At 68.8% G+C, this 25,833-nt stretch carries 19 protein-coding genes and 1 pseudogene; 5 read left to right on the forward strand and 15 right to left on the reverse strand.

Translation table 11 applies throughout. From position 1 onward, the window contains the following. Positions 1–41: 41 nt before the first annotated feature. Both ACFFGY_RS02940 and ACFFGY_RS02945 read right to left on the reverse strand, forming a co-directional pair. The gene (locus ACFFGY_RS02940) at positions 42–2,114 is read right to left on the reverse strand and encodes a hybrid sensor histidine kinase/response regulator (protein WP_377042881.1); all 2,073 of its coding nucleotides are present in this window, start codon (positions 2,112–2,114) and stop codon (positions 42–44) included. After that, on the reverse strand, positions 2,107–2,301 hold the full coding sequence (locus ACFFGY_RS02945) for a ribbon-helix-helix domain-containing protein (protein ID WP_377042882.1): 195 nt from the start codon (positions 2,299–2,301) through the stop codon (positions 2,107–2,109). The genes ACFFGY_RS02940 and ACFFGY_RS02945 overlap by 8 nt, the downstream gene beginning before the upstream one ends. Before the next feature lie 142 nt (positions 2,302–2,443). On the opposite strand from ACFFGY_RS02945, the gene ACFFGY_RS02950 reads away from it, so the two are divergent. From ACFFGY_RS02950 to ACFFGY_RS02965, 4 genes are all read left to right on the forward strand, one after another. Next, complete coding sequence (locus ACFFGY_RS02950; RefSeq protein WP_377042883.1) at positions 2,444–3,724, forward strand: metallophosphoesterase family protein; 1,281 nt, start codon at positions 2,444–2,446, stop codon at positions 3,722–3,724. Between the two features lie 9 nt (positions 3,725–3,733). Further along, positions 3,734–7,237, forward strand: coding sequence for an AAA family ATPase (locus tag ACFFGY_RS02955; protein ID WP_377042884.1), 3,504 nt, complete (start codon positions 3,734–3,736; stop codon positions 7,235–7,237). A 233-nt stretch (positions 7,238–7,470) separates the two neighbouring features. Next, positions 7,471–8,088, forward strand: a complete 618-nt coding sequence (locus tag ACFFGY_RS02960) for a cysteine hydrolase (RefSeq protein WP_377042885.1) — start codon at positions 7,471–7,473, stop codon at positions 8,086–8,088. A gap of 258 nt (positions 8,089–8,346) precedes the next feature. Next, positions 8,347–8,772, forward strand: a complete 426-nt coding sequence (locus tag ACFFGY_RS02965; RefSeq protein ID WP_377042886.1) for a cupin domain-containing protein — start codon at positions 8,347–8,349, stop codon at positions 8,770–8,772. Between the two features lie 43 nt (positions 8,773–8,815). Here ACFFGY_RS02965 and ACFFGY_RS02970 read toward each other — a convergent pair whose 3' ends face one another. The 8 genes from ACFFGY_RS02970 to ACFFGY_RS03005 form a co-directional block, all read right to left on the reverse strand. Beyond that, entirely contained in the window at positions 8,816–10,405 is a 1,590-nt protein-coding gene (locus ACFFGY_RS02970; protein WP_377042887.1) for an ABC transporter substrate-binding protein, read from the reverse strand. A 154-nt stretch (positions 10,406–10,559) separates the two neighbouring features. Beyond that, positions 10,560–11,381, reverse strand: a complete 822-nt coding sequence (locus tag ACFFGY_RS02975; RefSeq protein ID WP_377042888.1) for an IclR family transcriptional regulator — start codon at positions 11,379–11,381, stop codon at positions 10,560–10,562. A 66-nt stretch (positions 11,382–11,447) separates the two neighbouring features. Then, positions 11,448–13,148 (reverse strand): M28 family peptidase, encoded by a 1,701-nt coding sequence (locus ACFFGY_RS02980; RefSeq protein ID WP_377042889.1) that lies wholly within the window; start codon positions 13,146–13,148, stop codon positions 11,448–11,450. Between the two features lie 611 nt (positions 13,149–13,759). Next, positions 13,760–14,647 carry an aspartate/glutamate racemase family protein gene (locus ACFFGY_RS02985; RefSeq protein WP_377042890.1) on the reverse strand — a complete coding sequence of 296 codons (888 nt, stop codon included), beginning with the start codon at positions 14,645–14,647 and terminating at the stop codon, positions 13,760–13,762. Next, a complete protein-coding gene (locus ACFFGY_RS02990; protein WP_377042891.1) occupies positions 14,644–15,402 on the reverse strand; it encodes an SDR family NAD(P)-dependent oxidoreductase in 759 nt (252 codons plus the stop codon). The genes ACFFGY_RS02985 and ACFFGY_RS02990 overlap by 4 nt, the downstream gene beginning before the upstream one ends. 20 nt (positions 15,403–15,422) lie before the next feature. Further along, positions 15,423–16,466: an ABC transporter substrate-binding protein gene (locus ACFFGY_RS02995; RefSeq protein ID WP_377042892.1), complete on the reverse strand. Its 1,044-nt coding sequence runs from the start codon at positions 16,464–16,466 to the stop codon at positions 15,423–15,425. Positions 16,467–16,533: 67 nt separating this feature from the next. Beyond that, the gene (locus tag ACFFGY_RS03000; protein ID WP_377042893.1) at positions 16,534–17,370 is read right to left on the reverse strand and encodes an oxygen-binding di-iron domain-containing protein; all 837 of its coding nucleotides are present in this window, start codon (positions 17,368–17,370) and stop codon (positions 16,534–16,536) included. Further along, positions 17,367–18,272 (reverse strand): MBL fold metallo-hydrolase, encoded by a 906-nt coding sequence (locus ACFFGY_RS03005; RefSeq protein WP_377042894.1) that lies wholly within the window; start codon positions 18,270–18,272, stop codon positions 17,367–17,369. The genes ACFFGY_RS03000 and ACFFGY_RS03005 overlap by 4 nt, the downstream gene beginning before the upstream one ends. 263 nt (positions 18,273–18,535) lie before the next feature. Here ACFFGY_RS03005 and ACFFGY_RS03010 point away from each other — a divergent pair, with 263 nt between their 5' ends. Then, positions 18,536–19,783 (forward strand): LysR family transcriptional regulator, encoded by a 1,248-nt coding sequence (locus ACFFGY_RS03010; RefSeq protein WP_377042895.1) that lies wholly within the window; start codon positions 18,536–18,538, stop codon positions 19,781–19,783. Between the two features lie 220 nt (positions 19,784–20,003). Here ACFFGY_RS03010 and ACFFGY_RS03015 read toward each other — a convergent pair whose 3' ends face one another. The 5 genes and pseudogenes from ACFFGY_RS03015 to ACFFGY_RS03030 all read right to left on the reverse strand — a co-directional run bounded on the left by ACFFGY_RS03015 (position 20,004) and on the right by ACFFGY_RS03030 (position 25,826). After that, complete coding sequence (locus ACFFGY_RS03015) at positions 20,004–20,918, reverse strand: hydroxymethylglutaryl-CoA lyase (protein WP_377042897.1); 915 nt, start codon at positions 20,916–20,918, stop codon at positions 20,004–20,006. Between the two features lie 166 nt (positions 20,919–21,084). Next, a pseudogene (locus ACFFGY_RS22755) lies at positions 21,085–21,312 on the reverse strand (2-oxoacid:acceptor oxidoreductase family protein); the annotation flags it as partial. 117 nt (positions 21,313–21,429) lie between these two features. Beyond that, positions 21,430–23,538, reverse strand: coding sequence for an indolepyruvate ferredoxin oxidoreductase family protein (locus ACFFGY_RS03020; RefSeq protein WP_456316142.1), 2,109 nt, complete (start codon positions 23,536–23,538; stop codon positions 21,430–21,432). A 450-nt stretch (positions 23,539–23,988) separates the two neighbouring features. After that, positions 23,989–24,837 (reverse strand): amidohydrolase family protein, encoded by an 849-nt coding sequence (locus ACFFGY_RS03025; protein ID WP_377042898.1) that lies wholly within the window; start codon positions 24,835–24,837, stop codon positions 23,989–23,991. Further along, positions 24,837–25,826, reverse strand: coding sequence for an NAD(P)-dependent oxidoreductase (locus ACFFGY_RS03030; RefSeq protein WP_377042899.1), 990 nt, complete (start codon positions 25,824–25,826; stop codon positions 24,837–24,839). Before ACFFGY_RS03030 ends, ACFFGY_RS03025 begins: the two co-directional genes overlap by 1 nt. Positions 25,827–25,833 lie beyond the last annotated feature (7 nt).

The raw sequence follows: 25,833 nt of genomic DNA on the forward strand, positions 1-25,833 counted from the left end.
GGAGCCGAAAGGGAGGGGGCCGGAAAGGAGGAACCCTGCACCTAGGCCTGCCCGTCAAGGATGGACTGGATGGCCAGGGCAAGGTCGACGGGCTGGTACGGTTTTCGGAGGAAGCTGGCCCCGATGGCCCTGATCCCGTCCAGGTCCACGCCCTTCGGAAGGTGTCCCGAGGTCACCAGCAGGCGCGTGCCGGGGCTCAGCCGGCGCGCCCGCCGGGCGAGCTCGACCCCGTCGAGGCATCCCGGCATGGCCACGTCGGTGAAGATCAGGTCCACCTCCAGCCCCTCCTCAAGCATCCGCAGGGCCTCGTCGCCGGTCGCGGCCTCGTGGATAGGATAGCCGAGCTGTTCCAGCGCGCCGACCGCGACGGCGCGCACGGCTGCGTCATCCTCCACCACCAGGATCCTTTCGCCCTCGGCGGCGCGGACGTGCCCGCCCTCTCCCGGGTGTCCTCCGGCCCGGGCCTCGGGCCTGCCCGGCGGCAGGCACAGGCGGACGCGCGTCCCCTCCCCGGGCGTGCTGTCGATGTCGATCTCGCCGCCGGACTGGCGCACGAAGCCGTACACCATGCTGAGGCCGAGCCCGGTTCCGACCCCGCTGGGCTTGGTGGTGTAGAAGGGCTCGAAGACGCGCTCCAGGACGTCGGGGGTCATGCCCTGGCCGTGGTCGACGACCGAGAGCCAGGTGCCGCATCCCGTTCCGTCCACCGCGCCGCGCCGCGCCTCGATCAGGATGCGCCCCCCGGTCGCGGAAGCGTCGCGGGCATTCACCACGAGGTTGAGCAGCGCCATTTCAAGCTCGTTGCGGTCCACATGAACCAGCAGCGCCTCGTCGGGCAACGAGATCTCCAGCCCCGCCGCGCCGTTGAGCGTCTGCTGCAGCAGCTCGCTGATGCCCCGGACCACGTCCCCGACATCGACGGTGGCGGCTTCCAGCGGCTGCCGGCGGGAAAAGGACAGCAGCTGCGCGTTGACCCGCGCGCCGCGCCTGGCCGCCTCCTGGGCAGCGCTCATGAACCGTGTGAGGACAGGGTCGTGCGGGATCCGCCGCCGGAGCATCTCCAGGCTGCCGAGGATCACCGTCAGCAGGTTGTTGAAGTCGTGCGCAACCCCGCCGGTCAGTTGCCCCACCGCTTCCATCTTCTGGGACTGCCGCAGGGCTTCCTGCGTGGCGGCCAGCTTCGCCTCACGGCGCAGACGTTCCGAAATGTCCTTGGCGTGGTGGAAAGCCCCGACGATGCGCCCGTGCTCGTCGCGCAGGGGCGTGTAGGACACTTCCCAGCAGGGCTTCGCCAAGCTGGGATCACCGAATTCCTGCGTGACGGTAAAGTTTTCCCCCGCCAGCGCGCGGACCATGAAGCCACGGATGACGGACGCCTGGTCGGGGGGGAACAGGTCAGGAAACACCTCGCCGATCTGCACCCGGTGGGCGAAGATCCGGTGGAACTCTTCGCTCTGGGCTCGGTTGAAGGCGGTCAGGCGGAACTGTGTGTCGAAGGCGCAGATCGGTTCGCCATGGGCCTGGATGATGTCGCGGTACAGGCGCAGCGAGGCCGCCCCTTCGGCGACCTGCTGTTCCAAGGTGACGTTGGTGGCCTGCAAGGCGCTCTCGGCGACGTCCCGGCGCCGCGCGGTCACCACCCCGGTGGTGGTTTCCAGCACGTGGCAGAAGAGGCCCCGGACGGTGCCGTCATCGTCGCGCAGCGGGGCGTAGGAGAAGGTGAAATAGGCCTCCTCCGGGCCGTGGCCCCGCTCCACCCGCAGTGCCAGGTCGTGGACGATGACCGGCTCACCCCGCAAGGCGCTGCCGACAAGCGGCGCCACTTCCGGCCAGATCTCGGCCCAGACCTCGGCGAGCGGCCGCCCGAGCGCGGACGGGTGCTTGCCGCCCAGGAGGCCGCGATAGGCGTCGTTGTAAAGGAAGGTCAGCTCCGGCCCCCAGGCAAGCCAGGCCGGGCCGATGCTGTCGAGCATGAGGCTGACGCCGACGCGCAGCGCGGCAGGCCAGGCCGCCGCATCCCCCAGGGGTGACCGGGCCCAGTCGATGCCATGGATCAGGGCGCGGGCACCGGCGCCTGCCGGCGCAGCGAGACGGTTCTCCGAAGGCTCAGACATCGGTCGGCGTGGTATCCGGATGCCTGGAAACGCGACCCTGGGCTGCGGCCTCTTCCCGCTCGAACAGGCGCAGGGCCGCGCGCACCACCTCGCTGACGCTGGCGAAACGGCCCGACTTCATGCAGGCCCGCAGCAGGTCGTCCTGCAGCGGCGTGATCGAGACGGTGATGGTACGCCGCGGGGTCATGGGGGCCATCTGGGTGTAAGCGGCTGTCTTACAACCCACGGGCAAACCATAGGCAATCTACGAACGACCTAGGAGGCGGCCGGATGACCCACGGGGCCGGTCGCTTGCTGCGTGGCGCAGCGCCCCGCAGAATAGGCGCACCTTGAACAGCTTCCGCTTCCTGCACGCCGCCGACCTGCACCTGGACAGCCCCTTGCGCGGCCTGGGCACGGATGCCCCGGCCACCCGCATCCGACAGGCCACGCGCGACGCGCTCGCCAACCTCGTCGTTCTCGCGATCCGCGAGGAGGTCGCCTTCGTCGTGATCGCCGGGGACCTGTACGACGGCGACTGGCCGGACTTCCGCACCGGGCAGGCCCTGGTGGCGGCGCTGGCGCGCCTCACCCGCGCCGGCATCCGCGTGGTGGCGATCCGCGGCAACCACGACGCCGAGAGCGTGCTGACCCGCTCGCTCCGCCTGCCGGACGGGGCGGTGCTGATGCGCGCTGACCGGCCGGAAACGATCGACTGGCCGGAGCTCGGCGTCACGCTGCACGGGCAAAGCTTCATCACCCGCGACGTGCAGCAGAACCTGGCGCGGGACTACCCGGCCCCGGCCGCGCACCGCTTCAACCTCGGCCTGCTGCACACCGCCGCCACCGGCCGCCCCGACCACGCCTCCTACGCTCCCTGCACGGTGGAGCAGCTGGCCTCGCACGGCTACGACTACTGGGCGCTCGGGCACGTGCACACGCGCGAGGAGCTGCTGCGCGACCCTTGGATCGTGTTTCCCGGCAACCTTCAGGGCCGTCACGTCAACGAGCCCGGCGCCAAGGGCGCCAGCCTCGTCACCGTGCAGCATGGCCGCGTCACGGCCGTCGAGCACCGCGCCCTGGACGCCGTGCGCTGGGCCCGGGTGACCGTGGACTGCACGGGGGCGGCCAACGAGGACGCCGTACTCGCCCTGTGCCGCCGCGCCCTGGGCGAGTCGGCGGATGCCGCCGGGGGACGCCTGCTGGCGGCGCGGCTGCGGCTGGAGGGCGCCTGCCCGGCCCACCTCGCGCTGACCCATGATCCCGCCGCCCTGCGGCAGAAGCTGATCGCTGCGGCGCTGGAAGTGGCGGAAGCGGACGCGATCTGGATCCAGGAGCTGCGCGTCGCCACCCGGCCGACGCAGGACCTCGGCACCCTGCGTGCGCGCGAGGACGCGGTGGGGCGGCTGGCGCGGGCGATCGATGCGCTGGCCGAGGCGCTGGACGCGCCGGGGGGCCCCGCGGCCGCGACGCGGGATTACGCCAACGCGCTGCTGAACCGGGGCGCGGGCGCGCTGCTCCAGGCGCTGGGGCCCGAGCACGCGGCCGCCCAGGCCGCCCAGGGGAACCTGTCGCTGGAGCTGCTGCGCCGGGCACGCGACCTGCTGCTCGCGCGCCTCGCGCAGGGCTGAGGGTCGACGGTGCGCCTGACCAGCCTGAGCCTGCGCCGCTACGGCCCCTTCGAGGACGCCACGCTGCGCTTCGATCCGGCGCCGGGGCGGATCAACCTCGTGCTGGCGCCCAATGGCACCGGCAAGTCGGTGCTGCGGCAGGCCTTCGCGGACCTGCTGTTCGGCATCGGCGCACAGACGCCGATGGGCTTTCGCCACGGCTACGCGGGAATGCAGCTCTCGGCGACCGGGATCGGGGCCGACGGAACGGGTTTCGCCTTTACGCGGCGCAAGGGCAACAAGAACACCCTCGCCGGCGAGGGCGACGCGCCGCTCGATCAGGCCTGGCTCGACCGGCTGCTCGGCCGCGCCGACGCGAAGCTGCTGGCGCAGCTCTTCGCGCTCGACACCGAGCGGCTGCGCCAGGGCGGCCGCGACCTGCTGTCCTCCGGCGGCGTGCTGGCCGACGCGCTGCTCGCCGCGGCCGGGGGCCTGCGCGAGGCCTCTGCCCTGCGTCGCACCCTGGAAGCGGAGCGCGACGCGCTGGCGCCGCTGCGCCGGACGGCCACACGCCCCTTCTACGTCGCGCTCGACCGCTGGAACGAGAGCCGCCGCCAGCTGCGCGAAAGCCTGGTGCGGCCACGGGAATGGGCCGAGCGCGAAAAGATTCTGCGCGATGCCGAAGCCGCGCGCGACGAGAGCAACCGCGCCGCGGCCGAAGCCGGCGTGCAGCTCCGCCGCCTGGAGCGCATCCGCCGCACCCGACCCCTGCTGGCGGCCCAGGCCATGGCCACGGCCTGGCTCCGGGAGAACCCGGACGCGCCGCACCTCCCGCCGGAATTGGCCGGGCGGCTGCCCGCGGCGCGCGGGGCCGTGGCGCAGGCAGGGCACAACCTGGGGGCGGCACGCGCCTCGCTCGCGCAATTGGAGGAGGACATCGCGGCGCTGGTGGCGGACGACGCCCTGCTGCAGGCGGCCGGGGAGATCGGGCGTCTGACCGGAATGGCGGCGCTCGTCGAGCAGGCGGTGGCCGGGCTGCCCGGCACCGAAGCGGAGCTCGCCGCGATGCGGGACCGCGTCGCGGCGCAGGCCGGGGCGCTGTGCCACCCGGATCACGACGCCGCCGCCCTGATCCCGGCGCCGGCGCTGGTGGCACAGCTGCGCCGCCTGGCCGCGGAGCACGCGGCGCGGGAAGCAACCCTGGCGGCGCTGCCACGCCGTGCCCGCGAGCAGCGGGCGCGCCTCGAGGAGGCCGAGCGCGCCCTGGCGGCGCTGCCACCGGCGGAGGACATGCACCGGCTGGAAAACCTCCTGGCCGATATCCGCCGGGAGGGCGATCCGGCACGCCTCCTGGCCGCGGCGGGGCGCGGCGTGGCGGAGGCCGAGGCGCAGCATGCAATGCTTCTCGCCCGCCTTCCGGTGCCGCTGCGCGCCCCGGAGGCGCTGGTCACGCTAGACCCGCCGGCGATGGCGATGCTCGATCGGCTCGCCGAGGCACGGGAAGCGGCGCAACGCGCGCTGGAGCGCCAGGACGAGGTGGTGCAGCGGCACCGTGAATCGCTGGCCGCGACGGGGGCCGAGCGAGCGGCGCTGGAGGCCGGGGGCGCGCCGCCCACACCGGAAGCGTTGGCCGGGGCGCGCGCCCATCGCGAGGCGGGCTGGAACCTCGTGTTCCGCCAGCTGTCCGGCGAAGGGCCCGATCCCGAAGGCGAACAGCGTTACGGCGGAACGCGTCCCCTCGCCCTGGCCTACGCGGAGGCGGTGGCGGCCGCTGACCGGATCGCGGATGCTCGCTGGGCCGATGCGGAGCGGGCCACCCGGGCCGAACGGCTCCTGCATCAGCAGGCGCGGCAGGAGGCCGAGTTCGCCGCCGCCACGCAGGCCCGCGCCATCGCGAAAGAGACCTGCGGGGCCGCCGAGGCGGCTTGGGGCGCGGCGATCCGGCCACTGGGCCTCGATGCCGGCTCCGGTCCCGCCGAGGCAGAGCGGGTGCTGACGGCGCGGGACGCGGGGCTGAGCGCGGGTCAGGCCCTCCTCGTGTCACGCGCCGCACTGACCGAGTTGCGGGCGCGCCAGGAGGATGCGGCCGCGAGGCTGCGCCGGCTGCTGGGGAGCGGCGGTTCCGATACGGGCGCCCCGGCGCTGTCGGCCCTGATGGACGAGGCGGACGGGGTGGTGCGCCAGCGCCAGGCCACGGGGGAGCGACGTCGGGCGCACGAGGCGGCCGCGACGGCCGCGCGCGACGCCCTGCGCGAGATCGAGGGGGAGCGCGAGGTGGCGGCGCAGGCGCTGCGGCGCTGGCAGAATGAGTGGAGCGCCGCACTGACCGCGCTGGGCCAGGCGCCGGACCTGCCGCCCGGGGCGCTGGACGAGGTGTTGGACGCCTACGACAGCCTCGGCGAGAGCCTGCACGAGGCCGCCGCACTGGCGGAACGCGCCGGGGCCTGGCGGGAGGGCGTGGAGCGGTTCCGGAGCGGTTACGCGGCGCTCTGTGAGCGTCTCGGCACAGCCCGTGATCCCGACGCCCTGTCCGGCCTCGGCGAGCTGGACCGCCGCCAGCGCGCCGAAGCGGCCCTGGCGGAACGGCGCGCCGCGCTGCTGGATCAGCGCGAAAAGGCCTTGGCGGCGCTGCGCCAGCACGAGCAGGCCCTGGCCGCGGCGGAAGCAGCGCTGCGGGCGGCGATCGCCGAGGCGGGTGCCACCACGGCCGAGGCCGCGGAAGCACGTATTGCCCTGGCCGCCGAGCGTGCCCGCCAGGAAGGGCTCCTGCGCGCCGCCGAGGTCGACCTCCTCGCCGCGGGCGGCGGGATCGGGCTGGAGGCGCTGCGGGCCGAGGCGGCCGCGCAGCCGGCGGATGCGCTGGAAGACGCCCTGCAGGAGGCGGAGAGCGCCCAGCAGCACCACGTCGCCGCCGCGCAGGCCCAGGTGGCCACCGTCACGGCGCTGGAGCTCGAACTACGGCAGCTCGCGGGTGACGAGGCCGCCGTGCGGGCGGCGGCCGGCGAGGCGGCCGCGGCAGGTCAGCTCGGCCAGACGCTGGACGACGCGCTGCTGATGCAGGTTGCCGTGGGCCTGCTGGATGCCGCACTCGGGGCGGTGCAGGAGGGTGGCAACGACGTGCTGCTGGGGCGCATCGGCGCCGGCTTCGCGGAACTGACCGAGGGCACCTACACCGGCGTGTCCTCGCGCGAGGATGAGCGCGGCGTAGCGCGCCTGGTGTTGCGGACCCGCGACTTTCCCGACGAGGAGGTGGAGGTCGAGCAACTGTCCGAAGGCACGCGCGACCAGCTCTTCCTGGCGCTGCGGCTGGTGGCGATCGCCGATCAGGCGGTCAGCGGCACGGTGCTGCCCTTCGTGGGCGACGACATCCTGCAGAGCTTCGACGACCGGCGCGCCGCGGCGGCCTTCCAGAGCCTGCTGCGGCTGAGCGAAACCACGCAGGTCATCCTGCTGAGCCACCACGAGCATCTGCTGGGCGTGCTGGAGCGGGCAGTTGCCCCGTTGGACCTCCACCTGCAGCGCGTCGGGGGCTGAAGACCGGAAGGTCTGCAGCGATGGCGCCGGTTCCTGAGCGGGTGAACGCGCAACAGCGGCGGTGCCGCCTGAGCGTTCCTCAAGGTCCTGTCAAACAAGTTTAGCCGCCCGCGTTAAGCCACGGGTGATACCGTGAGCGTTCTTCCGGGTTGCGAGAGGGGCCACCCCTCCGGCGCACCGGGGGTGCGAGTGGTTGGACACCAGGGGCCGTCACGGCCAGGAAAGGAACGCTCATGGACCCGCGCAAGACCGCCCTGCTGCTCATCGAGTTCCAGAACGACTTCACGGCGGAAGGGGGCGCCCAGCACGCCGCCGTGCAGGCCGTCATGCGGCAGACCGACATGCTGGCCCACAGCCAGGCCGTCGCCGCGGAAGCACGCCGGCGCGGCGTGACGATCCTGCACGCACCGATTTCCTTCGCCGAGAACTACCCTGAGATCCCGGCGGAACCCTACGGCATCCTGGCCGGGATCGTGCAGTCGCGGGCGTTCCGCAAAGGCAGCTGGGGCGCCGGGATCTGCGTGGAAATGTCGCCGCAGGAGGGCGACATCGTGGTCGAGGGCAAGCGCGGCCTGGACTGCTTCGCCAGCACCAACCTGGATTTCATCCTGCGGCAGCGGGGGATCGCCAACCTCGCCATCGCGGGCTTCCTGACCAACTGCTGCGTCGAATCCACGATGCGCTCGGCCTACGAGCGGGGCTACCGCGTCGTGACGCTCACGGATTGCGTGGCGACGCTGAGCCCCGAGGAGCAGCGGGCGTCGATCGAGAAGAACTTCCCGATGTTCTCGCTGCCCCTCGCCCATGGCGCCTTCCTGGCCGGGCTGGAGCCGGCGCGGGCTGCGGCCTGAGGACGGGGGAAGCCTGGAGGTCCTTCAGGAAAGCGAGGCGGCGGGAGGCTGCTCGACCTCGGGCGGGAATGCACAGATCCCTGCCGGGCCGCGCAGCTGCCCCAGATGAAGCCATCACGGCTCTGGCTGTAGGAGGCTGATCTCCGGCGTAACCAATTGACCTCAAGGGCGGGAAGACATGCCAGCCGGTCGTCGGGCCGTCCTATGTTCATACCGTTGCGCAACCGCTACGATCCCGTCTCCTGACGGGATGCTCCAATGCCTGAGATCATCGACTTCGGATCGTTCCAGCTCCGCTTCCTGCGCGACAAGCACGGTACGGCGGGAAGCCTCGACATGTTCGAGCTGATCCTTCAGCCCGAAGGCCGCATGCCCGTGCCACACCACCACGAAGCCTGGGAGGAAACGATCTACGGCCTGACCGGCACGGTGAGCTACACGGTGGAGGGTGAGGCGCACGAGGTGGGCCCGGGGGAAAGCCTGTTCATCGCCCGCGGCAAGGTCCACGGCTTCAGCAACCGAACTGGCGCGGTCGCCAGTTGCCTCTGCATCCTGACGCCGGGCGTTCTCGGGCCCGAGTATTTCCGAGAACTCGCGGCACTCCTGCGGTCCGGCAAGCCGGACCCGGCGGCAGCGCGGGAGATCATGCTGCGCCACGGCCTCGTGCCGGCACCACCGGGGTAGCGGGAGCCACCGGGCCGAACGCCCGGTTGCGGGGTCGCCTCGGTCAGTTCGCCGGGCGGATGCTGGTGGCCAGCGTGTACTGATCGCCACGTGGCTCCATGGCCAAGCCCTGCCGCAGGCCCCAGGCGCCCTTCAGGTAGAAGACCGGAATGGTCGCCAGGTCCTGCTCGAACACGATGCGGGTGGCGCGCTCCAGCACCGCCTGCCGTTCGGCCGGGTCGAAGGTGGCGGCGGCCTTGTCGATCAGCGCGTCCAGCTCCGGATTGCTGTAGCGGCCGAGGTTGGAGGTGCCGCGCCCGCGCGCCGGGTCATAGCTCTGGACCAGCGAGGTGAAGGCATTGTCCGGCAGGCCGGCGGCACTGCCGAAGATGCTCATGGAGGCCGAGAATTCCGGCTGTCCGTTGGCGCCCGTCAGTGCCCTGCGGAAGAAGATGGCCGAAGGCATGGCATCCACCGTGGTGCGGATGCCGATGGCGGTGAACATCTGGCCCATGGCCTGGCAGGTCTTGCTGTCACCGTAGAAGCGGTCGTTCAGGCAGTGCAGCGTCAGGCCGAAGCCCTGCGGGTAGCCAGCCTGCGACAGGAGGCGGCGGGACAGCGCCGGATCGTAGCTGGCCGGCTGCACGCCGGGCACATGACCCAGGAAGCCCGGTGGCATGTACTGCCCGGCCGGCACCGCGCCGCCTTCCATGGCACGCTCGGCGATGGCGGTGCGGTTGATGGCGTGGCTCAGCGCCTGCCGCACCTCGCGCTTCGCCAGCGGGTTCTCCGCCAGCGGCTTGCCGTCGGCACCGGTGACGAAGTTGGTCTGCGCTCGGGTGTCCAGCGTCAGGTTCAGCGCGAACAGCGATGTCGCGGTTTCCAGCTTCGTCTTGCCATCGTTGTTCCGGACGCGATCGTACAGCCCGGCGGGTACGGCATCGACGACGTCCACGTCACCCGACAGCAGCGCCGCCACGCGCGCGCTGTCATTGCCCAGGAAGCGGAAGGTGACGCGCGACCAGGGCTGCTTGCCAGCGCGGTAATCGTCGTTGCGCTCCAGCGTCACGTCCTGCCCCGGCGTCCAGTGCCCCCAGCGATAGGGACCGGTGCCGATAGCGGCGCGGCCGCCGTTGAAATCCTCCGCCGTCGCGCCCTGCGCCGCGCGGGCGGAAACGATGCCGAAGGTGGAAAGATTGTTCGGCAGCAGCGGCGAAGGAGCGCTGGTGTGGATCAGCACCTTGTGCGGCCCGGCGGCCTCCACCGAGGCGATGTCGCGGATATAGGCACGGTAGGTTCGCACGCCCTCAATGGTCTGGGCGCGGCGGATGGAGAAGACCACGTCCTCCGCCGTCAGGGGCGAGCCATCGTGAAACCGCGCATCCTCACGCAGCGTGAATTCCCAGGTGGTGTCGTCCAGGGGTCGCCAGGAAAGGGCAAGGCCGGGCGTCGGCTTCACCTGGGCATCCTGCACCACCAGCGGTTCCCAAACGTGCAGCTGGACGTCGCGGCTGGGGGTGAACAACAGGTGCGGGTCGGCACTGTCGATCGCCGCCTTCATGCCAATCCGCAGTTCCTGCGCCGAGGCCAGCGCGGGAAGCGAGAGCGTCACCGCGATGCCTGCGGCGCACAGGCGTCGGAAAGAACTGAGCATTGGGAGATGCCTCCAGGCAGACGCGGATCAGTGGCGCCCGGTGCGCGTTCCTCGTTATTGAACCGATGGTTCAATTTTCTTACCGGAGTCCTATCAGGCGTGGCCCGGGCCAGCAATCCGCTTTTCGGCGCGCCTGCCGGGAATCCTCCGGTCATCAGTCCGGCCGGTGGCCGAGCGCCTGGGACAGCATCCGGCCCCCTTCCTCTGCCAGAGCGAGCAGCTCCTTTGCCCTTGCCCCCATCGCCCGCACAAGTGGCGCCGCGATCAGCAGGGCGGCCACCACCTGCCCCGCCGCGTCCGTGACCGGCACACCGACGGAAAAGGCTTCCGGTGACACTTCGCCCCGGCTGATGCAGTGGCCGTTGCGGCGGATGAGCGCCAGTTCCCGGCGCAGCACACTGGCCTCGGTGGGCGTATCTTCCGTGAAGGACTGGCGCGGGCTGTCCAGCACGGTCTGCTGCACGGCTTCCGGCGCGAAGGCCAGCAGTACTTTGCTGGCGCCGGCATAGAGTGGCGAGGTCTGCCCCACCGTGGCGTGGTAGCGGATGATGCGGGTGGTTTCCCACTTGCCGAGGCAGAGGCTTTCCAGCTCATGCCGCACGCGGATCTGCACCGTTTCCTCGCAGCGCGGGCCGATGGCGTCCAGCACGGGCTGGCTCAGCCGCACCAGGTCGATCTGCTGCTCCGCCCGGGCCGCCAGTCGCAAGGCCTGGTAGCTGAGCCAGTAGGTCGCCTCGCTTCCCTTGCGCAGCACGAAGCCGTTGGCTTCCAGTGTTTGCAGCAGGCGGAAGGTGCGGGCCTTGCTGTTGCCGGACAGGCGCGCCAGTTCCGAAAGCCCGAGCCCCGGCGTGTCGCCCACCAGGGTCAGCAGGCGCAGCGCCCGGTCAGCCGCGGCGACCAGGTAGCTGGAGGAAGCGTCCTCGTCCTCCTCCGCTGCCTCGGTGGGCGCCGATCGCTGCTTCGGTGTCGTGGCCATCCCTGCCCCTGAACATTGCCTCACCCTTGCGGTAGCAGAAGCCTGCACGGGGGTCAGCCACCCGGGTCAGCCCGCCGCCGCCAGCGCCTCGGTCGCCTGCCGGAGTGCGTGGGCGGCGCAGTTGCGGGCCTGACGCGCCGCAACGAGCAGGAACGGCGCCTCTGCGGTGCCTGCGGCCTTTAACAACTGGCGCAGGGGCTGCAGGCTGGGCCAGGCATGCTGCTCCAGGGCCGGGTCGTGGCGGAAACGGTCACCCTGCGTATAGTCGAGCGGCACCAGCGCACGGGACGCCCGCATCAGGGCGCCATCCAGTGCCGGCAGAGCCTCCTCCGGCATGGCCGCCGCGCGCGTGGCGAAAGCGCTGGCCGCGTCCTCCAGCGCCGCGGCGCGGCTTGCCAGGAGCGACAGGTCCAGCACGCCGCTCAGCCCGTCCCGCAGCGGCTCGAGTTCCGCGCGCAGGGAACGGGCGTGCTCGGCGTAGTTCAGCGGCAGCAGGGGCGTGGAAAGCAGTCGCCAGACAACATGCACGAAGACGCGCGTGTCCCGCACCAGCCGTTCGGGATCGATCTTGTCCAGGGTGTCGTGCGGCGTGTGCCACCACCAGCCGAGCGGCATATGCGCCTGCGCCGCGACATGGTCCGGTCGCGCGTGCCGGCTGAGGCTGTTGAAGATGGCGGGGATACCGACCCCCCAGAAGCTCTGGTCGCCGTTTCGGCCGGAACGGACACGGGCGTAGCTCTGCCCCGCCTGCGCACCGACGGCATCGGCCGCCAGGCCCCACAGCTCCGCCGCCGCGCCGGAATGGGCCAGGTCATCGGCGCCGCGGCCGCCCGTTGAGTCGGTGTTCACGTGGGCGACGCAGCGGCGGTCCAGCTCGTCCCAGTATTCGTCGGCATACCAGGCGGAGCCGGAATAGCGGCCCTGCGAATGGCCCGACCAGAAGCAGAAGCGCAGGCCCCGCCGCCAGTCCTGTTGCCGGCCGGCGCAGAGCCGCGCCACCTCCATCATGGTGGCGTTGGCGGCACCGTTGTCCATGACGCCGAAGTGCCAGGTGTCGTGATGGCCAGAGAACATCACGAAGGGTGCGTCCACGCCTGCCCCTGGCGCATCCAGTTCCGCCACTAGGATTGGCGTGTTCCGCCAGCCCGTGTCCACGTCGGCGAACAGGGTGACCGACAGCGCCTCGCCTGTACGGAGCCGTTCGCGCAGCGCCAGCCCAGCCTGCCGCTCCACGGTGATGGCCACCGTGCGGGGGAGCTGACCGCGCGTCGCGTCGGACGGGCTGCCCCAGACCGGGGAGATGCACATCTCGTGCAACTGGTCGTCGGGAGAGATGTGCAGTTGGCCAAGGGCACCGACGTCGCGCGCGCGGGCGGCGCTGGCCGGGTTCGCCATGCCCTCGATCAGCGCGATGCGGCCACGCAGGTCCTTGTTCTGGAAATCCGCCGCGCTGCCCTGGCCGAGATCCACCAGCGCCGCCGTCACTCCCTCTGGCCCCGTTGGCAGGGAGAAGGAGTGGGTGATGCAGGGCAGTTCCTGCTGGCCGACCGAGAGGCGTGCAGCGCCGGGCAGGCTGATGAAGGCCGGATGCTGCAGAATGGTGGTGCGATAGCCGTAGTCCTGCATCCGTGCCTCGATGACACGCAGGCTTTCCAGCTCCTCCGGCGTGCCGGCCAGCTTCACGCGGCTGGCCAGGGCTTCCAGGTTCCGCATCATCGTTTCGGCGGAAACCGCGGCCGTCAGGGACTGCAGGGTTGTGTCGCTCATGGAACCTCAGGTCCGGATGCCTGAAATCCTGAGCGGATCAGCAGCCCCCGTCAAGCTTTTGAACCGATGGTTCGATTTTCAACTCCGAGCTACACCTCGCCTTGGATGCCGGACGCGCTATGGGGTGACGAAGACCATTAATTCGCGCGGCACCATCTGGCGGAGACTTAGATCATCCAAGAAGGATGCACCGCCGCGTCGCCGTATAACACTCCGGCCGCGTCTACGCACCAATGCTCCCACAGTCGTTCGCCAAAGGTCTGTTATGGTCCCGGCGAGTTTGCTGATGCAGACGCCGCACACCTGCTGGTTGCGCAGCAGCCGCGCCGTGAAGCGCTAGGTAAGGGGTGTGCTCTCCTTCGAAACCGCCAGCGCACCGCCGTGGCGGATATAGTCGAGCTCAGCCCGGTTCGTGACGCGGCTCTCGGCCGAAGCACGGTAGAACGGGAACCACACCACCGACCGCGCCATGCCCAGCCTGCCTCGTGGAGTTGCTGATGCGGCACCGGGCAGCGCTGGATGCCACCTGGGCACCGCGGCCATCAATGATGCGGCGATCGCGGCAGCTTTGCGGCTGCGGTTGAAGATGGTTTTGTGGACGATGGCCCGTATCAGAAAACCTTCTTCTTGCGCCAGCGCCTCGGCCTCACGTCCGGGAAGGTCAGCCCGCTGGCGGTGAGGCCCATGTCAACCAGGGATTTCGCCAGGGTGATGGCGCAACGGTAGCCTTCCAGCACGGGCACCTCCCAGCCAAGCTCGTTCAGCCGCCGCTGCAGGATGGGCTGCAGCCAGAACGTGCCCGAGCAGCCAAGGGTGATGACTTCCGCGCCATCTTCCTCGATCGCCGCGACCGCCGCTTCGACCGCCTCCTCGACCGCGACGGAAAACTCTCCACGGCGTGCCTTGTCTCGTTCGACGTGAAACTGCCGCTCGACCTCGTGGCCGGGACGCTCGTGCGGGAAGTTGATCATGCGGATGGAGGCGCAGCGATCCGCCATCCGGTGCTGGATCACCAGATTGTAGTAGTACATGTTGTGGTTCTCGGCGAGGTCGATGACGCTGAACTTGTTGCCGAGCATGGTCGCGTAGTGCATCTGGGAGAAGGCGCAGGACGTCACCGGGATGCCGAAGGGTCGGGCGATCTCGCAGGATTCCAGGAAACCTGGCTCGCCGCCGCCCAACAGCACGATGGCGTTGTACTTGCCGGACTCGCAGGCCTCGCGCACCAGCGGCAAGCGGGCTGCGGCGGAGAAGGCGAATTCGGCCCTGGTCTCGACTGCCCAGTCGCCATAGGTGGTGAGCGCGCCCGCATGGACCTCCCAGTCCACGTCCTGCAGCAGCGGCCCGACGAAGTCGAAGTTCATCAGTGCTTGCTCCCTCGCCGCGCCGATCCTGCGGTGACGATAGGGTGAATCCTCCGGCAGCCGAAAGGCCTGGATCAGGAGGAAACGGTATCGGGCGGTTGCGGCCATGTCTTCAGCCTCGTTCGTGACACTCACGCGGCGGTCAACCCGCCATCGACGGCCAGGACCTGGCCGGTAATGAAGGAGGCCCTCGGACCGGCAAGGAAGGCGATGGCGTCCGCCATGTCCTGCGGCGCACCGAGCCTGCCCAGGGGAATGCGTGCGGCGAAGGCCTCCCGCTTGTCGGGATCGTTCAGGTTCTTGCGTGTGGGCGTCACGGTCGAAGCCGGGGCGATGGCGTTGACGCGGATGCCGAAGGGCGCCCACTCGATCGCCAGCATGCGCGTCATGTGGCTGATGCCGGCTTTGGCGATACCGTAGGTCGAGCTGGTCGGCACGCCCATCAGCCCGTGCGTCGACGCGACGCTGACGATGGCGCCGGGCCGCTTCGCCTGGATCAGATGGAGGCCCACGGCCTGGCTCATGAAGAAGGTGCCCTCAAGGTTGACGCCGATCGTCCGCCCCCAATCCTCGCGCGTGACGTCCACCGCATCCTTGCGTAGAGGCACGCCCGCGTTGTTGACCAGCACGTCGAGTTGCCCGAGCTGATCAACGGCCTGCGCCACCACCCGCGTCACGCTGTCCTGCCGCGTGACGTCCAGCGCCACGCCGACATGGCCGTCGGACCTGGTGGCGAGTGCCGCCAGGGTTTCCGACAGCATGCCTTCGTTGAGATCGGCGACCACGAGGCGGTAGCCGGCATCCGCCAGGGCCAAGGCCGTGGCCGCGCCGATGCCGTAGGAGGCACCGGTGACGAAGGCCACCGGGCGCGCCTGCGCCGTATGGTTCATCGATCCGGTCTCCGCCCGCGTCAAACCGGTCCACCCATCAGCTTGACGGCGTCGGCGGCCAGGGATGGATCCACGACGTCCGTGTAGGGCAGCATCTTCCTCTGGATACCGGCCTCGATATTGATTTTCTGCGCGGCCTCAACCTGGGTCGGGCTCAGCGCGAGGTTGACGGCGTAGGGCTGGTACTTCTGGATAAAATCCCAGAGTGCCACACCATCGGGCACGCTGGATTTCGGCCCGAGAGCCGTCAGCCGCGCCTTCAGGTAGGCATCCTTTGAATCCGGGGACGATACGAAGCGATAGAGCTGACCATAGGCGGCCAGCAGCCTGACGATGGTGTCCCGCTTCATCCGGATCGTTCGATCAACCGTGTAGGACCCCTGGTCAGCGTAGTCCGGCAACTGCTCCCAGAATGCGCCGTCCGGGAGTGGATGGACGTTCATCTTCTTGGCGGAGTCCGTGAATTCGACCTGTGCCGGTCCGGCGTCGACCACTCCGGCCGCCACCGCCTTGAAGACGTCCGTGCCGCTGCCGACGTTGACGAAGTTCACCGTCCTGGGATCAACGCCGTGCCGGCGCAGAACCTCCGAGACCAGCCAGTAAAGGTTGGAACCCACGGAGCCGACGCCGATCGTCTTGCCCGTCAGGTCCCTCACCGACTGGATGCCAGGGCGTGAGCTGTAAATCACCGAGTTCGACTTCAGCAACGCGCCGGCGATGATCTTGAGCGGAGCGCCCTTGGCGATCGCCGGGATGACCTGGGAGAAGCCGGCCAGCATGCAGGCCTCGACATCGCCGCTGATCAACGCCGCCGCCACCTTGTTGCCGTCCGACAGGTTGGTGGTCTCGACGTCGAGGCCGAACTGCTCGAAGAATCCCTGCTGCCGCACGAGCTCCTGCATGGTGAGCACCGTGTTCGAGCCGGAATTAACGATGCGCAGCTTGATCCGGGTCTGCCCGACTGCTGAGACGATCGCCGGCGTGAATGGCGCCACCACGGCGGAGGCCCCAATCGTCAGCACTCTGCGGCGTGTTGTACCCGTCCTTACCCCCTCGAACGCCATGATAAACCTCCCTCGTCGCCGGTCAGCCGGCGATCTTTGTTTCTTGGAATCCGGTGGAAGCTTCAGGTCAGACGACGCGGTGAGCGGCCAGCGCCTCCTGATCCAGGCTGCTCTGTGCGAGTTCGCCCTGCGGCAGCATTTCCTCTCTGCTGCCGAAGCGCAGCCCCTCCATGACCAGCGGCATCGTTCTGGCGACGTCACCGACCGGCAATCCGTGCGTGGGCGCGATCATCCGCACATCGAGATCGGCGACCAACCGCTCGAACCTGTCGATGTATGGTTTCATATCGACGAACTTTGTCCAGAACAGCGCGCGTTCGGCAAACACGGCCGAGCCATCTTGGAGGTCGAGGTTGGTCGCCTCCTCCGCCAGTAGGCCGCAATGGCCCTCAGTGTGGAAGTGGCTGTAGGCGAAGCCGTCGGCCGGAAACAGGACGTGGTCGCGCGTGTCGAACGCCCAGAGCGTTGAGCGCAGATCGCGGATGACCGGATCCACCGTCACCAAGCTGCGTCCGCCGAGATCGAGTTCATGGCCGGCCTCCATCCAGTGAAAGCGATGGGCATGCTCGGGCACCACCAGATGGTAGTCGCTCAGATCACCGTGCAGCGTCACCTCGGGAAACAGATCCATGAGGCGCGACAGGCCGCCGGCATGCGGCGTTTCCTGGTGGCTGAGGAAGATGTGCCGCAAGGGTGGCCGGCTACTGTCCAGAACGCTGTCGATCTGACGCTTCAGGAGGGGGAAATCCTTCGGCGCGCCGGTTTCAAGCAGGCAGGAGGCTTGCCCGCCGATCAGTAGGTAGGCCGCATTGTAGCCGTGGTAGACCTTACCTCGGACGCGCTGCACCTGACAGTCGCCAAGCCAGAACAGCCCTGGGGAGATTTCACGCGGCAGTGCACTCATGCGTAGTGCTCCTCGTTACGCGCAACGTAGCGCGGCGGCGTACAACGGCGGTCGAGCTTACGCAGCACCTCGTCAAGCATGCGGTGGTGGCGGGCGACCACGTTGCCGCCTCGCAGGATCTTGCCATAGCTCGGCGCGATGGCCTGGACGTCGAACTGCTCGAAGATCCGGTCGATGCCCTGGCGTAGATCGTCGGTTTTGGCACCTTCGAGCCACCAGTAGCGCGTGCTCAGGAGGAAGCGCCTCACGTCCTCCTCGGTGGTGGCATCGTTGCCGGCATCGATGAACCAAGTCTCATCGGGCTGCTGACCCCAGCTATGGGCGAACATGTCCGAGGTGAACAGGATGCGGCTTTCTGGATCGTACATCCAACGCGTGTTGATGAGCCGCATCGGTGACTGGTTCAGCTTCACTTTCCGTCGGCCGCTATGACCGACCTCGATCCACTCGTTGCCGGTGATGAGCTTCAGCGGAAGCAGAGCCACGTTCTCGGCCGCCTCCTCGACGGTATGCGAGGAGAAGTCAAGGCTGCGGGCAGCATTCTGGGTCATGCCGTAGCACTGCTCGATTCTGAAGTGCCGCGCGATGACCAGGCTATTGCCGACCGACATGAAGTCGTTGATGCGCATCATGGTGAGCGAGAGCGGTATGGTCTGCCCGACCAGCGATTCCAGTTGGCTGATCATCATGGCGCCGTGGGCGGCGAAGCCGGTATCGACCAGCAGCGCGCCATCATCCTCTCGCAGGAGGTAGCAGTGACACGGCGCGAACCCGCGGGCGCTGACCGGATAATGGGCCACCCGCCCGTCCAGTTCGATGATGTTCTGAAGCGCGAAGACCTTGCCGGGGTGCAATTCCGCGATGCCGTTCATTGGTGCGGTCACCGCCTTGTCCCGGAACATGAGGCCTCTCCGATCTGCGACAAAGGATCAATTTCCTCACCAACTTCTTGATCCCACAGGTCCAGTGCCGGGAATGCTGTGCCGCAGCATAGGCCGCCAGACCTAAGTGGTAAGCGTTCAGCGAGGATTGAGATCCTGGGCCGTACCTGACAGTTCTTGTTGCGGATCTGTGTAGCAACGGGGCAAATGAAGCAGTACTAGGAAGCATGCGTCAGGCCATAGGTTTTTCGATCCCCGCGTGGTGACTGCCGGAGGAGGAGGATTTGGATTACCGCAGCAAGCTGCCCAATCTCAGCCATCTGGCGATGCTGCAGCGCGTTGTGGAAGCCGGCAGCGTGTCCAAAGCCTCGCGCATTGTCCGCCGCTCGCAGCCGACGATGACACTTGCACTGCGCAAGCTCGAAGCCTTCGCCGGTGCCCCCTTACTTGAGCGGGGACATAGTGGTTCTCAGCCGACCGAGGCAGGTTGGCTCCTTCTGGCACGCGTTGATCGGCTCTTCGGGCAACTGGACGACGCACTTCTGAACCCTCTCGTTGGGGGGCCGATCGCACAGCAGGAGCGGCTGGCAGCGCTGCGTGCAAAGCTGTCGGCAACGGCGATGCGGGGCCTGATCGCCATCGCCGAACAGCGCGGCGTGCCGGCCGCGGCGCTCGCCACCGGTCTTTCAAAGCCGACGCTCTACCGCATGGCGCGCGATCTCGAGAGGGTGCTCGGGCGCAGCGTCTTCGATCCGTCGAGCGACGGGATGGTGCCGAACAAGATCGGATTCGAGCTCGCGCGCCGGTTCAATCTGGCGCTGAAGGAAATCGGCCACGCTTTGGAAGAGATCGCTTCACTGCAGGGCGACAGCGTGTCCCGCATTCACATCGGCATCCGCAGGACGTCAGCGACGCAGCCTTTAAGCGAAGCGATGGAAGCGTTCCTGAACATCCATCCGAAGGCGCGCATCAGGATCGAGGACGGCGCCTTCGAACAGATGATCCAAGATCTTCGATACGGCAGGATAGACCTGATCTACGGACCGCTAGAGCAGCCTCACCTTGCGGCGGACGTCGTCCAAGAAGCCCTGTTTCATCTTCCATACTCAATCGTTGTGCGAGCCGGCCACCCGCTGACGCGTAAGTCACGAGTGACGACGAAGGACCTGGTCAGCTTCGACTGGATCATCTCGAGGCCGGGCTCGCCACGTCGGAAGGCTTGTGACGCTCTCCTGGCAAAGTCTCTCAGTTCACCCAGCTATTCGATTGAGACAAGTTCGACGGAATTGATGCTGACGGTCGCAGCCAACAGCAACCGTATCGCCCTGCTGACGACACGAGAAGCACGCCAACATATCGAGGCTGGTTTGCTGACGACACTCGATCATGCCGAGGTCGACGGGCGTACCGATGACGGGATCATCACGCGAAGGGATTGGCGTCCCACCCCTGTTCAGGCTAGGTTTGTCGAGCTTCTCCGGAAGCCTGGAAGCGTTGGCAGGAGCTTGCCGCGTCGCCGGCGTGACGCTTGATCTTGCGCATCCGACGCGGGGTGTGAGGAGGTCAGCGCGGCAGGCGCCTACAGGGGCGTTGCTTCTGTCTTGCCGGCCCGTGCAGCCGCCCCGCCGCGACCGAAGGCGCGTCGGCACGGACCCGGTCGGCGGGTCTGAACTCCATTTAGCCAGGAAGGTCAGGGGCGGAGCACAACCCTGCCGCCATCGTTGCCGGACGGATCCGGGGTACTGAACGGCGTCAGCCCGTCCTAGCCACCGACAGGCGGGCCCGCGCCACGCGAGAGTTTGTTTCCTGCCCCAGGGCCGTGGAAATCATCGCCCCGGCTTCGCAGAGCCGCGCGAGGTCCAGCCCGGTTTCGATGCCCATGCCCTGCAGCATGTAGACGACATCCTCGGTCGCCACGTTTCCAGTCGCACCTCGTGCAAAGGGGCAGCCGCCCAGCCCCGCGACCGCGCTGTCGATCACCGAAACGCCGAGATCGAGGCAGGCCAGGATGTTGGCCAGGGCCTGTCCGTAGGTGTCGTGAAAGTGCAGCGCCAGCCGGTCGACAGGCAGCGCGCCGGCCACCGCCTCGACCATGCGGCGTGCCTTCAGCGGCGTTCCGACGCCAATGGTGTCGCCGAGCGAGACCTCGTAGCAGCCCATGCCGGCCAGGGCCGCCGCGACACGCACCACCGCCGTGACCGCCACCTCGCCCTCGTAAGGGCAGCCCAGCACGCAGGACACGTAGCCGCGCACCCGCAGCCCGTGCTCCAGCGCCTTTGCCATCACAGGCCCGAAGCGTTCCAGGCTTTCGTCGACCGAGCAGTTGATGTTCCGACGGGAGAAAGCCTCGGAGGCCGAGCCGAAGACCACGATCTCACCGACCTTCCCGGTGGCGAGGGCTTGTTCCAGCCCTTTGAGGTTCGGCACCAGCACCGGGTAGCTCACCCCCGCCATCGCCGGCAGCATCGCGAGGAGGTCCGCCGTGTCGGCCATCTGCGGCACCCATTTCGGCGAAACGAAGCTCCCGACCTCGATGGTCTTTGCCCCCGCCGCAGCCAGCATCCCGACCAGCGCCGCCCTGGTGCAGACCGGAACGGCCGCGCTCTCGTTCTGCAGCCCGTCGCGCGGGCCGACCTCGACCACGCGCAGCTTTGCCGGATAGGTCACGACGCGGCCTCCACCGCTTCGACGGTTTCGAAGGTGACGAGCTCGGTTCCTTCCTCGACCAGCTCCTCCGCCTGGCAGTGCACGCCTGCCACGCGCCCTGCCATGGGGGTGCGCAGAGCTTCGCGAGGGAGTCCCGGGCCACCGCCACCACGATGTCGCAGCCCAGCAGCAGCCCGGCCTCGCCCGTCGCGATCCGCGCGGCGTGCAGCGCGTCCTGCCGCGCGGCGATCCGGACGTGCGAGAAGACGGGGCCGCCCTTCTGCGCCAGCCCGGCCATGTCGAGCGCGGAAACGCTCAGCCCCTCCAGCGTGGCGGCGGTCCCGAGCAGCGCGCCGACCGTCACGACGCCGGTGCCGCCGACGCAGGCGACGAGGATGCCATAGGGCTGATCCAACGCGACGAGCTCCGGCTCCGGCAGGTCGTCGCTCGGCTCCGCCGGGCCAGCCTGCGGCCGCTGGCGCCGCCCCGCCGTTTCCTGCTCATGCCCGTCGCTCTCGCCGCCGACGGAAACCTAGCCGCCCGCGGCGCCCAGGCCACCGGCCGGTACCGCGGCGCGCCCTTTCCGCAGCGTGCCGCCCTCAACCGTCACGAAGCTCGGGCAGAACCCTTCCACGCAGGAGAAGTCCTTGTTGCAGGAGGACTGGTCGATCTGGCGCTTGCGTCCGCACTCGGTTTCGACCGGCACCACTGACATGCAGTTCGACTTGCTGCTGCAATCCCCGCAGCCCTCGCAGACACGATCGTTGATCACCATCCGGCGTGCCGGGTCGGGCATCAGGCCACGCTTGCGCCGGCGCCGCTTCTCGGCCGCGCAGGTCTGGTCGTAGACGAGGACGGAAACGCCGGCGTAATCGTGCAGCTCGCGCTGAACGGCGTCGAGTTCCCGGCGATGGTGCAGCGGCACGCCCGCGGGCAGCGCGATCTCCTCGTAGCGGGTCGGGTCGTCGGCCACGACGACGATCCGCTCCACGCCCGCGGCCGCCACCTGCCGCATCACCTGCGGCACGGTGAGGCTGCCCTCCACGGGCTGGCCGCCGATCATGGCCACGGCATCGTTGAACAGGATCTTGTAGGTGATCGGTACCCTGGCCACGACCGCCTGGCGGATCGCCAGCAGGCCGGAATGCGCGTAGGTGCCGTCGCCGAGATTGGCGAAGACGTGCCTGGTTTCCGTGAAGGGCGCCTGCCCCACCCAGGACACCCCCTCGCCGCCCATCTGGCTGAAGGTCCTGGTCTGGTCCGGGTTCAGCCACAGCGCTATGTAGTGGCACCCGATGCCTGCTAGCGCACGGCTCCCCTCGGGCACCCTGGTGGAGGTGTTGTGCGGGCAGCCCGAGCAGTAGTGGGGCAGGCGCTGGAGCGCGTCCGCTCCAGGTATCGCCAGCTCCGCTTCCCTCGCCTCTAGGAAGGCGATGTGCCCGCGGACGAGGTCGTTGCTGTGGAAGTGCCCGATCCGCCGGGCGATGACCCGCGCGATGATTGACGGCGTCAGCTCTCCGGCCGCGGGCAGCTGCCACTCGCTGCCGGAAATCTCCCACTCGCCGGCCTCGGCGTACTTGCCCGTGATCTTCGGGCGCACGTCCTCGCGCCAGTTGTAGAGCTGTTCCTTCAACTGGCACTCTATGACCTGGCGCTTCTCCTCGACCACGAGGATCTCGTCGAGCCCTTCGGCGAAATGGCGCACGCCCTCCGCATCGAGCGGCCAGGTCATGCCGACCTTGAAGAGCCGCAGACCGATCTCCGACACGCATTCCCCGTCGATGCCCAGGCCTTCGAGGGCCTGCCGCACATCGAGGTAGGACTTGCCCGTCGTGATGATGCCGAAGCGGGGCTTCAGACTGTCGAAGACGAGCCGGTTGATGCCGTTGGTCCGGGCATAGGCCATGGCCGCGTAGACCTTGTAGCGCTGCAGCCGCCATTCCTGGTCAAGCGGAGGGTCCGGCCAGCGGATCGACAGCCCGCCCGGTGGTCCCGCGAAGTCGGCCGGCACCAGGGTCTCGATTCTGAAGGGGGCGAGGACGACGGAGGCGGAGGTTTCCACCGTGTCGGCGATGGCGCGCATCCCCACCCAGCAGCCGGAAAAGCGCAACATGGCCCAGCCGTGCAGACCGAAGTCGAGGAATTCCTGCACGCCCGCCGGGTTGAGCACCGGTATCATCGCCGCGGTGAAAATGTGATCGCTCTGGTGCGGCAGCGAGGAGGACTTGGCACCATGGTCGTCGCCGACGACCACGAGCACGCCGCCCTGCGGTGCGTTGCCGGCCGCGTTGCCGTGCTTCAGCACGTCTACGCTGCGGTCCGCCCCGGGTCCCTTGCCGTACCACATGGCGAAGACGCCGTCGTACCTGGCACCAGGAAAGAGGTTGACCTGCTGCGTACCCCAGACGGCGGTTGCCGCCAGCTCCTCGTTCACGCCGGGTTCGAAGTGAATACGGTGCTGGACCAGCTGGTGCTTGGCGCGCCAGAGCGACTGGTCGAGGTTTCCCAGGGGCCACCCGCGGTAGCCGGACACGAAGCCGGCGGTGTTCAGCCCGGCTCTCTCGTCGCGCATCCGCTGCAACATGGGCAGGTGCACGAGGGCCTGAACGCCCGAAAGGTAGGATCGCGGGGACTCCACCATGGAAGCATTACCGGGCATTTCGCCGCGCCACATGAACTGAATTCGGCGAGGAGTCCGGCGGCGTCGCGGATCAGGGTGCTCCTTGGCGCCGAGCCCCCAGCGCCGCCTGCGGCCCGATCCCATGCACCTGCACGAAGCCGCCCCCGCGCCTTGCCGGATCACACGGGAACTGAGTTCGGGTGAGATACATGCCCAGGTGAAGCCGCCCTGTGCCAGGAGCGGCGTGCGGCGCAGTGCTGCCGAGGAAGCGACGGCGCGGCGCGCTGCCGTGGCGGCTACTCCGCCTCGTGGCGTCTCTCTTCTTCTTGGGGCTTGTGCAGAAGAAATGATCTTACATACGCGAGATTACCGCAGTCGGCATTGAAGGGCAGCCTGCTGCAATTCGCTGCCAAGTCTGGTATCCGCCAAGATTCCACAGCCCCACACAGAAGGCCCGGTGCTCATCTCACTTCAGTCTGCGAGGACTCCGAAGCCATAAAGACGGGCCGGATTGTCCACCAGGATACGCCGACGCACGTGTTCTTCCGGTGCCCAGTCCAGCAAGAGGTCAAGGAGCGCCGCCTCATCCGGCCGGTCCATTATCCCGACATGCGGCCAGTTGCTTGCCCAGATCATCCGCTCGGGGCTGTGGTGGATGGCCGCCTTCGCCAGCATGCCGACATCCGTGTAGAGCGGGGGGCCGGCGCGCGACACCTCGTAGGGCGCCGCGAGCTTCAGGTAGGTCCGTCCGCTGTCGAGCAGCCGTAGCAGGACGCGGAAGCCAGGGTGGTTCGGCGCCACGGGTTCAAGGAACTTACCGATGTGGTCGATCACCAGCGTGCCCGGCAGGCGGCGCAGCAGCGCCTCCCGCTCGTGCAACTGCCGGCCGTCCATCTGGAGCTGGAGGTGCCAGCCTGCCTCCGCGATTTCTGCGGCGAGCGGCTCCACCTCGTCCCAGGAGAGGATGCCTCCGGGGAGCATATGCACGCGCGCGCCGCGGATGCCACCGGCCGTCAGGCGGTCCAGCGCCGCCCGGCCAAGCCCGGGTCGCACCACCGCCACGCCGCGGGTGGAGGCGAGCCCGAGCGCGGCGATGGCAGCCAGCGTCACGCCGTTGTCGATGCCGTAGGCGTTTGGCTGCACCACCACGGCCCGCTGGAGTCCCAGTTGAGCCTGGACCCTGCGGTACCCCACCACGTCAGCACCTGCGGGACCGGGCGTGGCGCTCAGGACCGTGGGATGAACCGCGGGATCATAGACGTGGATGTGACAATCGCAGGCCCCTGGTGGCGGCTTCAGTACGGGCGTGACGCCCGGCATCACGCCTCTCCTGCCGGCCGGCGGGTCCAGCTTTCCGCGTTGACCGCACCGTCAGGGACTTCGCCCGCCAGGATGGAACGAACCTGCCGAACCGTGTCGAAGGCCTGCGCCTCGATGGCCGGTGGCGTGAGGCCACCGATATGCGGCGTCGCGACCACATTCGGCAGTTGCGCCAGTTCAGGGGACGGCATCTGGTCGGTTTCGCGCCCTACATCCATGGCGGCACCAGCGATCCGCCCCTCGCGCAGCGCCGCGGCGAGCGCAGTCTCGTCCGCGAGGTTGCCACGCGAGAGATTGATAAAGAAGGCTTCCGGCCGCATCAGTGCCAGGGCCGCCGCGTCGATGAGGTTTTCCGTCTCCTCGGTCGCGACCGCGAGGCAGACAACGTAGTCCGCTTCCGCGAGCAAGGTTTCGAAGCCGACCTGCCGGAACCGAGGCTCCTCCACCTTGGCATGAGGGTCGGTGACCAGCACCTCCATGCCAAGGGCAGCGGCGGCGGCGGCGAGGCTGCGCCCGATCCCGCCGTAGCCGATGATGCCGAGGCGACTGCCCTGGAGTTGCCTCCCCATCCGCACCTCCGGCCGGCGGCCCGCCCGGTAGTCGCCGGTCGCCCGCGAGATGCCGCGCGAAAGGTCGACCAGGAAGCCAATCCCGAGTTCCGTCACGGAAGCGATGAAGCCGGGTGCTGCATGGGTAACGAGGACCCCAGCCTGGCTGGCCGCCACCGTGTCGATGTTGCGGATGTCAACGGCGCATCGCACGAAGGCACGGAGCCGCGGCAGGCGGGGAAAGATTTCCGCAGGTCCCGCCGTCAAACGATCCGCAACGATCAGGTCAGCTTCCGCCGCCGTGGCGACCAGGTCTGCAGGCGTTAGCGCTGCCTCCCCTTCGTGCAGCATCACCTCCGCGAGTTCCCTCAGGGCGGCGAGGGCTTTCGGGCCATAGTACTGGGCCCGGCTTGCCGGCGTATGGGTCAGAAGAACCTTCATCACCGTC

The organism is Roseomonas elaeocarpi (assembly GCF_042433915.1).
Taxonomy (GTDB): domain Bacteria; phylum Pseudomonadota; class Alphaproteobacteria; order Acetobacterales; family Acetobacteraceae; genus Roseomonas; species Roseomonas elaeocarpi.